This window comes from Fructobacillus apis (assembly GCF_023893635.1).
In the GTDB taxonomy this organism is placed as follows: Bacteria; Bacillota; Bacilli; order Lactobacillales; family Lactobacillaceae; genus Fructobacillus; species Fructobacillus apis.
This window is the reverse complement of record NZ_JAMWYK010000002.1, coordinates 33456-44751: the sequence shown is the minus strand read 5'-3', so window position 1 is coordinate 44751 and position 11296 is coordinate 33456. Positions and strand designations below refer to the sequence as shown.

Sequence of the window (11296 nt, the reverse complement as noted above, 5' to 3'; positions counted from 1 at the left end):
TTTAAGTGATAAAAAAACGCTCCTATCGTGTCATTCAGTGACAGGAAGATAGGAGTGTTTTTTTCTATGTTGATAGCATGTACGATTACAAAAGAATATTGTTTGGCTGAAAACGCCAAGAAGAATCAGATTTACCTCTGCCCGGGTTGCTTTGGACCGGTTCGGTTAAAGCACGGGGAAGAGAAGGTGGCCCACTTCGCCCACGTGGTAAAGGATGGCTGTGCCCGCTTTTCAGAGGGTGAATCACCCGAGCACTTGGCTGGTAAGTTGGCGCTCTTTAAATACTTCGATGGCCGGGTGCCGGTTCTGGTAGGACCGGTGCTCTCACAGATTGACCAACGACCAGACTTACTCGTAGGCCGACCGGGCAACCAGGTCGCCATCGAATACCAGTGCTCGCCAATTTCAAAGAAGGCCTTAGCAAGACGAAATGCTGGCTATGAGAGCATCGGGCTCAAAGTTTGGTGGATTCTAGGTCCCGACTATTATAAAAAGCACCTGTCAACGGGAACCATCTGCCGCTTTGTCTTAGCTGGAAAGGTCTGGTATTTCCTACCGGAACAACGCTTATTTATGGTGGAATCGAACTTCGTCCGACCGGACTTTAAGAAAAGACGGTCTGAGAAGAAGCAGCTGTCCGATCCGCTGTATTTAAAACAAGGTGGTCCGGCGGCTTGGATTCGCGTTTTCCAAGAGCGGGAGAACCAGTGGTCGGCACGTGTGTTAGATATAAAACGTCAGCGTACCAAGCTTTCGTTGATGATGGCGCGCCGTCAAATCAATCCTGACCTGGTCAGTTATTTATACAACAACGGCCACCGTGTGGACCAGATACCGGACTGCACGTTGACTGGCTTTGCCTTTGGCCTAACGGTTCCAAACTGGCAGTACCGGTTGATTGTCCTTTTGCTCTTGGAGTTAGAGGGTGTGAAGTGGCACAAGAGCAACTTAAAGAAGCGGATGGCCCGTTACTTTTACGAGGGGGCACCCGGCGTGCACAAAGTTTTAGAGGATTATTTGAAGGAGCTGGAAGATGCGGAATACATTAAAATCCAGGGGGATGAAATTCATTTATTAAGTTCGCCAAAGTACTTGGTTGACGGTGATTCTATGTTAAAATGAGTAAAAGATTAAAAAGGGGTGTTTTTTATGGGACAAATCACAAGAGAAGAAGTGCCAGCAGAATTGACCTGGGACTTGAGCAGCGTTTTTGAAAGTGACGAAGCTTATCAAAAAGCCTTTGACCAGATTCAAAAGGAATTGCCTGAACTCGAAAAGTACAAGGGTCACTTGGCTGACTCAGCCGAAACTTTGTTGGCCGGGTTAGAAGCTGACCTTCACATCGAACGGACCTTTGAAAAGTTGTTCGTTTACGCGCACCAGAAGTTTGACCAAGACACGGCCAACTCAACGTACGCGGGGATGAACGCCCAAGTTCAAGATTTGATGGCGCAACTTTCTGCTGCCACGGCCTTCTTCCAACCGGAAGTGTTGGCCATGGACGACGACAAGTTGAACGACTACTTGAAGACGGATGGCTTGAAGCCGTACCAGCACTTCTTCGACGTTCTCTTGGCAGAAAAGCCCCACACCCTCCCAGCTGAACAAGAAGCGCTTTTGGCCGGTGCATCAACTGTGATGTCTGCTTCTGCGCAAACTTTCTCCGTCTTGGATAACGCGGACATCGACTTTGGGGATGTCATGACAGAAGACGGTCAGATTCAAGAATTGACGAACGGACTCTACTCAATCATGCTTCGTTCAAAGGATGTTCGTCAGCGTGAAGAGGCCTTAACGTCATTGTACGACGCCTACATGGCCTTGCAAAACACCTTTGCTTCAACGCTTTCAGCGACAGTGAAGAAGCACAACTTCTTGGCTAAGATTCGAAACTACCAATCTGCCCAAGAAGCGGCCGTGACGAGCAACCAAATCCCAGTTTCCGTTTACAAGACCTTGGCGGCAAAAGTGGACCAAAACCTGCCACTTTTCCACCGTTACGTTGCTTTGCGTAAGCAGGTACTTGGGGTGGAGGACTTGCACAACTACGACCTCTACGTTTCACTCGTGGACGATGTTGACTTTCCCGTCACGTATGAAAAGGCAAAGGAAATCGCCTTGGCAGCCTTGGCACCGCTTGGTGAAGACTACTTGGACGTCGTGAAGAAGGCCTTCAACGAACGTTGGATCGACGTTGTTGAAAACAAGGGGAAGCGTTCCGGTGCTTATTCCGGTGGTGCATACGACACCAACCCGTACATCTTGCTGAACTGGCAGGATACGTTGGACAACGTCTACACGTTGGTTCACGAAATGGGGCACACGGTGCACTCTTACATGACGCGCCACAACCAGCCATACCACTATGGTGATTACCCAATCTTCTTGGCTGAAATTGCCTCAACGACAAACGAAGCCTTGCTGACGGACTACTTGTTGAAGCAAACGGATGACGACAAGGTGAAGGCCTTCGTCTTGAACCAGTACTTGGACGGCTTCAAGGGAACGATTTTCCGTCAAACGCAGTTCGCCGAATTTGAAGCTTGGATTCACGAACAAGACGCCGCTGGTCAACCATTGACGGCGGACGCCATGGCGGACTTCTACGGTAAGTTGAACCAAAAGTTCTACGGACCAGACGTTGTCGCTGATCCACAAATCGCTTACGAATGGACGCGCATTCCGCACTTCTACTACAACTTCTACGTTTACCAGTACGCAACGGGTGAAGCCGCTGCCACGACGTTGGCCAAGAAGATTTTGGAAGACAACCACGCGGAAGCCTACAAGAACTACTTGAAGGCTGGATCATCCGCCGCACCGTTGGACGTCATGAAGACGGCCGGTGTCGATATGACGCAGGGTGAATACCTTGATTCCGCCTTTGCCGTCTTTGAAGACCGCTTGAACCAGCTTGAAGCGCTTTTGAAAAAATAAGGATTTTGCGTTAAAACAGAATTGAACATTTAGGAGGGCATTATGGCTGAAAAAGTATTAGTATTTAACGGCATTAGCGACGTCGCCATTTCAAAGTTGAAGGAGGCGGGCTACCAGGTCGAATCAAACGACCAGGCCTCTGACGATGACTTTGCCGCTGACGAAAACGTCGTCGGCATTCTCTTGATGATGTACCCAATCACTGGGGAAATCATGGATCGTTTCCCTAACTTGAAGGTCATTGCCCGCCATGGTGTTGGCTATGACAACGTCGATTTGGAAGCGGCCAAGGAACGCAACATCGTGGTCGCCAACACCCCGGGTGCCAACGCCACTGCCGTGGCCGAAACCGCTGTGACCTTGATGATGATGGCGGGTCGCCTCTTTGATACCGACAAGCGCGGCATCACCGATAAGAAGGCCCAAGCCTACGCCATGACCCACCGCGGCATCCAAGTGTCAAAGAAGACAGTTGGAATCCTCGGCTTCGGACACATTGGAAAGACGGTTGCGCAATTGCTTTCCGGCTTTGGTGTCGAAGTGTTGGCCTACGCCCGTCATGACAAGGACGTGCCAAACGGTCGCATGGCTTCATTGGATGAAATCTTCGAAAAGGCTGACTACGTTGTCTCAACACTGCCAGCCACTCCTGCGACAACCAAGATGATTGATGCCGCTGCCTTCGACAAGATGAAGGAATCAGCGGTCTTGGTCAACGTTGGTCGTGGACCGGTTGTTGACGAAGCAGCCTTGATTGACGCCTTGAAGGCCGGCAAGATTGCCGCTGCCGGATTGGACGTTGTGGAATCCGAACCAATCAGTCCAGAAAACGAACTGTTGGCCTTGGAAAACACTTATGTCCTGCCACACGTGGCAGGTGGTTCGATTGAAGCCTTTACTTCCATTGCTTCGACAGCTGCGGACGACATTTTGTCCGTCTTGTCAGGTAAGGGTGCCATCAACCAAGTGAATTAAAATGAAAGAAAAGCTCAGCCGTTTGGCTGAGCTTTTTTCCTTTGGATAGCGGGCAGAAAAAATATGATATGATGGTTCTAAGTTATCATCTGATATAAAAAGGAGACAGTCATGCGCGAACGCATATCCAACTTCATCGATCAGCACCAACGAGTTTACGTTATCATTCTCGTGGCCATCATGACTTTCATCTGGTCTGTCGTCCGTTTGGTTTTCGTGAAGGGTGCCAACCTACCTGAAGAAATCGGTCACTTCTTTTTCTTGACCGCCTTCGTGGCCATCGGAAACGGAATCGTTTGGTTCTTTAAAGATCGAAAATCAAAATAATCAGTCAGGGGCGGTCCTGACTTTTTAGTCTCTAGTTTCTTATAAAAATCTCTGCTATACTTAAGGAAGCAATGAAGGACCTAGTAGAATCGGAAAACAGCTCAGCGAGCGGGGAAAGTGAGAGCCCGTCTGTGGCACGATTCGAATTTCAGTCTGGAGACTTTGATTTAACCGTCAACGGTGGCCACCGATACCGGCTTAGAGGAGCTAGCAACAGCTAGAATCTGGGTGGTACCGCGGCATCGTTTTCGTCCCTTTTCATCGATTGATGAAGAGGGACTTTTTTATTTGGATAAAGAGGGAAAAACATGACATTAGCAGAAGAATTAAAGGGATTTTTGAAGGAAGCGGAAGCTGAACTTGCTTCACCTGACGTGGACGTCGAAGCCGTTCGCGTGGCCTTTCTCGGAAAGAAGGGAAAGATCACGGGCGTTTTGAAGTCCATGAAGGACTTGTCCGTGGACGAAAAGAAGGAAGTCGGACAAGTGGGAAACCAAGTCCGCACGGCCATCCAAGAAAAGATTGAAGAAAAGAAGGCCGAACAAGAAGCCAAGGCTTTGGAAGAAAAGCTGGCTGCCGAAACGCTCGACGTGACCCTGCCAGGTGCTAAGCCAAAGCTTGGTTCCGCCCACGTTTTGCAACAAATCATGGATGAAATCGAAGCCCACTTCCTGGGGCTTGGTTACCAAATCATCGATGATCCAACAGACTCACCCGAAGTTGAAACGGATGAATACAACTTCGAACGTGAAAACTTGCCAAAGGATCACCCAGCCCGTGACATGCAGGACACGTTCTACATCACGCCTGAGATTTTGCTTCGTACCCAGACCTCACCGGTTCAATCCCGTGTGCTTGAAAAGCACGACTTCTCAAAGGGGCCGTTGAAGATGATCGCGCCCGGTAAGGTTTACCGTCGTGACACGGATGATGCGACGCACTCCCACCAGTTCCACCAAGTGGAAGGGTTGGTCGTTGGTAAGAACATCACCATGGCGGATTTGAAGGGAACGCTCCTTTCCATCATGCAGGAACTCTTCGGTGAAAAGCACCAAATTCGCTTGCGTCCTTCTTACTTCCCATTTACGGAACCATCCGTCGAAGTGGATGTTTCATGGGACGAAGTCACGCCTGACACGAAGCCCGAAGATATCAAGTGGATTGAAGTGCTCGGTGCCGGCATGACCCACCCGAACGTTTTGAAGATGGACGGTGTTGATCCCGAAGAATACACGGCCTTTGCCTTTGGTTTGGGACCAGACCGTTTTGCCATGTTGAAGTACGGTGTCGAAGACATTCGTCAGTTCTACTTGAACGACGTACGTTTCTTGGACCAGTTTAACGAGCGAGGAATCTAATCATGAAGACGAATTTAAATTGGTTAAACGACTATTTGACGCCAGGCTTGCCTGTTGATGAACAAGCGGTCTTGGACCTGGCCCAACAGATTGAATTGACGGCCGTCGAAGTGGAAGAAGTCGGTCAAGCCGCTGCCAAGCAATCCGGCTTGGTCGTGGTTCGCGTGGACGAAGTGAAGGATCACCAAGATTCTGACCACCTCCACATCACGCAGGTCTTCGACGGACAAGAAAGCATCCAAATCGTGACGGGTGCGCCCAACGTTGCCGAAGGGCAATTGGTCATCTTGGCCACGGTTGGCTCAAAGATTGTGGACCGCGAAAGCGGTGAACTGGTGAAGATTAAGAAGGCCAAGCTCCGTGGCGAAGTTTCCTACGGCATGCTTTCCGCCCTCCAAGAAATCGGTTTGCCAGACGCCGTCTGCCCACAACCAATCGAAGACGGGATCTACGTCTTCAACGCAAACTCTGGCGTGAAGCCAGGGGATGACGCCCTTGAAGTCCTCGGCTTGAAGGACGCCATGATTGACACGGATTTGACGCCAAACCGTGCCGACCTCTTGTCACTCCGCGGAATGGCCTACGAAATGGCCGCCATGACGGGACAAAAGGTCAACGAAGCAGCCTTTGAAGAAAAGGCCGCGGCTTTGCCCGAAACGGATAAGATTGCCGCAGAAATCACGGCCGACACCTTGGCTTCTGGTCTTGCCTTGTCATTGGTAGAAGATGTCAAAGTCACAGCCGCCTCACTTCCCGTACAACGCCGTCTTTGGACTTCTGGTATCAAGCCAAAGAACAACGTGATGGACGCCGTTCACTACTGGTTGCTTGCGACCGGTCAACCACTTGCCGCCTTTGACTTCGATAAGTTGCCCGAAGCAAAGCTTGTTGTGCGCTTGGCCCAAGAAGGCGAGGTCCTCGGACAAGGGGATGGCGAAGACGCCATCGCTTTGCGTGCCGGACAAGACATCGTCTTGGCATCTGCTGATAAGGTGATTGCCCTTGCCGGTATCGCCATGGACCCAACCTTTGCCGTTTCAAACGACACGAAGAACGTGGTGCTGGCCGCCGGTCAGTACAACCCAAGCTTGATTCGTCAAGCCGCTCGCCGTCACGGTTTGCGCTCCGAATCATCCTTCCGTCTCGAACGTGGAATCGATTTGCAAAACACGCAAAACGCCTTGGCCCTTGCCTCAAACGAAGTGGCAGAAGACGCCAACGGTTCCGTGGCTGGCTTGGCTAAGGCCGGCTTCAAGAACATCGAATCAACGGTCATCAACATCACCGTTGCCCGCATAAACAAGGTGCTCGGAACGGACTTGTCCGACGCCACGGTTGTTGAATTGCTCGAAAAGTTGAATCTTGACGTGCAAAACGACAAGGGGGCTTTGACGGTCACGATTCCAGGACGTCGCACCGACTTGACGATTCCAGCCGACTTGGTCGAAGAAGTTGGTCGCCTCTACGGCTACGACAACTTGCCAACGGCCTTGATCGACGGTCAGTCAACGGCTGGTGATTTGACGCCACGCCAAAAGAAGATTCGCGCTTCCCGTAAGATTTGGGAAGGCCTCGGCTTCAACCAGGCCATCTCATACGCTTTGATGTCACCGGAAAAGGCAACGGCCTTTAACATCGGTGCCGACCACGGTGTCTTGGCCTTGGACTACCCAATGTCATCCGACAAGACGACGGCCCGTCAAAACTTGATTTCAGGTTTGATTGACGACGTGGCCTACAACGTGGCCCGTTCCGTAAAGGACATCGCCTTGTACGAACAAGGCCGCGTCTTCTTGAACGACAACGCCGCCGTTCAACCAATCGAAGAAGAACACTTGGCTGCCGTTTTGGTTGGTCCCATCGCGGAATCTACTTGGCAGGGCGAACAAAAGACGCGTGACGTCGACTTCTTCGCCATGAAGGGACGGGTTGAAGCCTACCTCGAAGCCATCGGTGTCGAAAAGGTGGTCTTCAAGCAGGCCAAGGAACACCCCAACATGCACCCGGGTCAAACCGCTGATATCTACACTGGCGACGTTTACCTCGGATACGTTGGACAAGTTCACCCTGAATTCGTTTCAAAGCAGAAGTTGCCAGCCATCTTCGCCTTTGAATTGAACCTGGAAAGCATTATTTCCCTTGCGGACAAGGACAACGCTTACCAACCAATTTCCCGTTATCCACAAATCACGCGTGACTTGGCTATCTTGGTCGACGCCACGCTGACGAACCAAGAAGTGTTGGACACCATCAACGAGGTTTCTGGAAAGTACTTGAAGGACGTGACCTTCTTCGATTTGTACACGGGTAAGGGAACGCCGGAAGGTAAGAAGTCATTGGCTTACCAATTGACGTACCAAAACCAAGAAGACACTTTGGTGGAAGAAGCCGTCACAGCAGACTTCACCAAGGTCACGACCGCCTTGGAAGAAAAGTTCGGAGCAGAAATCCGCTAATCTTTAATTGTGAAAGCGGGTTAAAGTCCGTATAATTAATTGCGTACAATAACCTAAATTAAGTGGGATTCGCCTCATGGCAAAAATAATTATTAATGGTGGCCGCAAAGTTACTGGTCAAGTAACGATCGGCGGTGCCAAAAACTCAACGGTGGCGTTGATTCCAGCGGCCATCCTGGCGGATACGTCCGTTCAATTCGATAACGTGCCACAGATTTTGGACGTTAAAAACTTACAATATATTTTAGCGGCGATGAACGTTCACTCCACTTTTAACGAAGGGGACTTGAGCATCGACCCAACGACGATCAAGGAAGCACCGCTTCCCGCAACGGCCATTAAGTCCTTGCGTGCGTCTTATTACTTCATGGGTGCCTTGCTTGGCCGCTTCGGCCGGGCGACCGTGACTTTCCCAGGTGGCGACAACTTGGGCGCACGTCCAATCGACCAGCACATCAAGGGATTCGAAGCCCTTGGTGCAAAGGTCACGGAAGAAGACGATGTGATCAACATTGACGCTTCTGAAAACGGCTTGAAGGGTGCGCGCGTCGCGCTTGACACGGTTTCCGTTGGGGCAACGATTAACATCATCCTCGCCGCCGTTCGCGCCGAAGGACAGACGATTATCGAAAACGTGGCCAAGGAGCCCGAAATCATCGATATCGCAACCTTCTTGAACAACATGGGGGCCAACATCCGTGGTGCCGGCACGGACACGATCCGCATTACCGGTGTGCAGACTTTGGAAGCAAAGAACACGCACACGGTGATTCCTGACCGTATCGAAGCTGGAACCTACATGTCACTTGCCGCTGCCTTTGGTGACGGTGTGACGGTGAACAACGTCATCCCAGAACACTTGGAATCTTACACTTCTAAGTTGATTGAAATGGGTGTCGACATGAAGATCGGTGAAGACTCCGTCTACATCGGTCCTTCAAAGCCTTTGAAGCCAGTGGCTATCAAGACCATGCCATACCCTGGCTTTGCCACGGACTTGCAACAGCCAATCACGCCGTTGCTCTTCTTGGCCGAAGGGGAATCAACGATTACCGAAACCATCTATCCAAAGCGAATCCGCCACATCGCGGAACTGCGCCGGATGGGTGCCGAAGTTTCTTCTTTGAACCCCGGTGAAATCAAGGTGAACCACTCGGCCCGCCTTGTTGGAACCACGGTCGAAGCAGCGGAAATCCGCGCGGGTGCCGCTTTGGTCATCGCCGCCGTCATGGCCGATGGTCAAACCATCATCGACAACGCTTCCCACATCTTGCGTGGGTACGACCGCTTGGCCGATAAGTTGGCCGGCCTTGGTGTGGACCTTCAAATCGAAGGTGTGGATTTGATTAATTTGATGCCTTAAGTTCTTGGCAAAAAATACAGTCCGTGCTATACTTATCTAGTTAATAACTGACTCTGGCTATCAATAGTCAGGGCGCTAAGGAGATCATTATGCGAGCAGATATTCACCCAAACTACCGTCCAGTTGTCTTCATCGACGCTGCTACTGGTAAGAAGTTCTTGTCAGCTTCTACTGTTGAAACTGAAACGACGACTGACTTCGAAGGTACTGAATACCCTTCAATCCGTATGGATATTACGTCAGATTCACACCCATTCTACACTGGTAAGCAGAAGTTTACTCAGGCTGATGGTGCCGTTGACAAGTTTAACAAGAAGTTTGCTGACTTCGGTTTCAAGAACAAGTAATTTGTTTTTAAAGAACGTCCACCTCGGTGGACGTTTTTTCTTTTTTAAAAGTCACAAACGAGGAGCCCCCATGGCAAAGACCACCCCACCCGTAAAACTGAATGAAACAGTCCAACTGACCATCGCAACCATTCGCCAGAACGGAATGGGACTGGCCTGGGCAGATGAGGCCAAGACGTACCCCGTCTACCTCGCGGACGCCATGCTCGGCGAAGTAGTGGAAGCGACCATCATCCAGGTGGATAAGCTTTCGGCTTACGGTCGAATTGAACGATTCCTGGAAAAGTCGGCCGGGCGCCAGGACGCCGGCCGTGACTACTTGCTTGAAGCGGGAACCGCTCCCTTGGTGAACTGGAAATATCCATACCAAAAAGACTGGAAGCGTTCGCTCGTCAAAGATAATTTTGCCTCCGCCGGTGTTGACGTTGACGTCGCCGAACCGGTCACGATGGACGACGAAGTACCGTCTTACTACCGAAACAAAACCGTCGTACCCGTGAAGTGGCAGGATGGCAAGCTCCTGTCTGGTTTCTACCAGCGCGGGACACACGAGTTGGTTCCAATGGAAGACTACTTCGTCAACGACAAGCGCTTGGACGAAACAATCATCATCGTTCGCAACATCCTGGAGAAGTTGCAGATCTCTGCTTATGATCCGGATACCCAACAGGGGGCCATCCGCTACATCATGGTGCGCCGGGGTTACTACTCCAAGCAGCTCATGGTGGTCTTGGTTTCAAACGACCCCGTCTTGCCAAAGCAAGACGAAGTGGTAGCCACCATTGTGGACGCCTTGCCTGATTTGACGTCTTTGATTTTGAACAAGGCGCCAAAGAAGGACTACGTCCAGTTGTCGGCGGTCAACGAAACGCTCTATGGAAAAGACCAGATTGAGGATTCCCTGCTCGGCAAACGTTTCTTGATCGGGCCCAACTCCTTCTACCAGGTGAACCCGGTCATGACCGAAAAGCTCTACCAAACGGCGGCTGACCTCGCCCACTTAAATGAAAACGACCTGGTGGTTGACGCCTACGCCGGCATCGGAACCATCGGAATGTCCGTGGCCGACCAGGTGCGCGAAGTCATCGGGGTCGAGGTCGTACCTGGTGCAGTCGCCGACGCCCAGAAGAACCTGGCCTTGAACAGGATTGAAAACGCGACCTACATCCTGCGTGATGCGCCCGAGCAGTTCGTCGAATGGCAGCAAGACGGCATCAAGCCAGACGTTGTCTTCGTTGACCCACCACGCCGTGGTTTGACGCCCGAACTGATTGAGAAGACGGCGTTGATGGCACCGGACCGTGTGGTTTACGTCTCCTGTAATCCACTAACGGCGGCCCGCGACGTTGCCCTCTTTGAAGACGAGGGTTACTTTGTGACCGGGCCCGTCGTTCCCGTGGATCAGTTCCCGCAGACGGCCCACATCGAAACGGTGACAGTGCTTTCTAAAAAGCGGTAAAATAGTAGATAACTAGTATTAATTAAAATAACAAAACAACATGGCGGAAAGATGGCGCTGGGCGCCCGGTTTTC

General features: G+C 51.1%; 9 protein-coding genes. All 9 read left to right on the top strand.

Features of this window, described 5'->3' with window-relative positions; all coding sequences use genetic code 11:
* Positions 1–66: 66 nt before the first annotated feature.
* Positions 67–1122, top strand: coding sequence for a competence protein CoiA (locus NFX39_RS01960; RefSeq protein WP_252442530.1), 1056 nt, complete (start codon positions 67–69; stop codon positions 1120–1122).
* A 27-nt stretch (positions 1123–1149) separates the two neighbouring features.
* The gene (gene pepF, locus NFX39_RS01955; protein ID WP_252442528.1) at positions 1150–2937 is read left to right on the top strand and encodes an oligoendopeptidase F; all 1788 of its coding nucleotides are present in this window, start codon (positions 1150–1152) and stop codon (positions 2935–2937) included.
* 42 nt (positions 2938–2979) lie between these two features.
* Entirely contained in the window at positions 2980–3912 is a 933-nt protein-coding gene (locus NFX39_RS01950) for a phosphoglycerate dehydrogenase (protein WP_252442526.1), read from the top strand.
* 111 nt (positions 3913–4023) lie between these two features.
* Positions 4024–4239 (top strand): hypothetical protein, encoded by a 216-nt coding sequence (locus tag NFX39_RS01945; RefSeq protein ID WP_252442524.1) that lies wholly within the window; start codon positions 4024–4026, stop codon positions 4237–4239.
* 308 nt (positions 4240–4547) lie between these two features.
* Positions 4548–5597 (top strand): phenylalanine--tRNA ligase subunit alpha, encoded by a 1050-nt coding sequence (gene pheS, locus NFX39_RS01940; RefSeq protein ID WP_252442522.1) that lies wholly within the window; start codon positions 4548–4550, stop codon positions 5595–5597.
* Positions 5598–5599: 2 nt separating this feature from the next.
* Complete coding sequence (gene pheT / locus NFX39_RS01935; RefSeq protein WP_252442520.1) at positions 5600–8053, top strand: phenylalanine--tRNA ligase subunit beta; 2454 nt, start codon at positions 5600–5602, stop codon at positions 8051–8053.
* A 76-nt stretch (positions 8054–8129) separates the two neighbouring features.
* Positions 8130–9416: a UDP-N-acetylglucosamine 1-carboxyvinyltransferase gene (locus tag NFX39_RS01930; protein ID WP_252442518.1), complete on the top strand. Its 1287-nt coding sequence runs from the start codon at positions 8130–8132 to the stop codon at positions 9414–9416.
* A gap of 89 nt (positions 9417–9505) precedes the next feature.
* Positions 9506–9763, top strand: coding sequence for a type B 50S ribosomal protein L31 (locus NFX39_RS01925; protein ID WP_252442516.1), 258 nt, complete (start codon positions 9506–9508; stop codon positions 9761–9763).
* 70 nt (positions 9764–9833) lie between these two features.
* A complete protein-coding gene (gene rlmD, locus NFX39_RS01920; protein ID WP_252442514.1) occupies positions 9834–11222 on the top strand; it encodes a 23S rRNA (uracil(1939)-C(5))-methyltransferase RlmD in 1389 nt (462 codons plus the stop codon).
* Positions 11223–11296 lie beyond the last annotated feature (74 nt).

What these genes read in the sequence shown, in the direction of transcription:
- rlmD (WP_252442514.1), top strand. Translation starts at nt 9,834, where the DNA reads ATGGCAAAGACCACCCCACCCGTAAAACTGAATGAAACAGTCCAACTG.
- NFX39_RS01945 (WP_252442524.1), top strand. Translation starts at nt 4,024, where the DNA reads ATGCGCGAACGCATATCCAACTTCATCGATCAGCACCAACGAGTTTAC.
- pheS (WP_252442522.1), top strand. Translation starts at nt 4,548, where the DNA reads ATGACATTAGCAGAAGAATTAAAGGGATTTTTGAAGGAAGCGGAAGCT.
- NFX39_RS01960 (WP_252442530.1), top strand. Translation starts at nt 67, where the DNA reads ATGTTGATAGCATGTACGATTACAAAAGAATATTGTTTGGCTGAAAAC.
- NFX39_RS01925 (WP_252442516.1), top strand. Translation starts at nt 9,506, where the DNA reads ATGCGAGCAGATATTCACCCAAACTACCGTCCAGTTGTCTTCATCGAC.
- NFX39_RS01930 (WP_252442518.1), top strand. Translation starts at nt 8,130, where the DNA reads ATGGCAAAAATAATTATTAATGGTGGCCGCAAAGTTACTGGTCAAGTA.
- pepF (WP_252442528.1), top strand. Translation starts at nt 1,150, where the DNA reads ATGGGACAAATCACAAGAGAAGAAGTGCCAGCAGAATTGACCTGGGAC.
- pheT (WP_252442520.1), top strand. Translation starts at nt 5,600, where the DNA reads ATGAAGACGAATTTAAATTGGTTAAACGACTATTTGACGCCAGGCTTG.
- NFX39_RS01950 (WP_252442526.1), top strand. Translation starts at nt 2,980, where the DNA reads ATGGCTGAAAAAGTATTAGTATTTAACGGCATTAGCGACGTCGCCATT.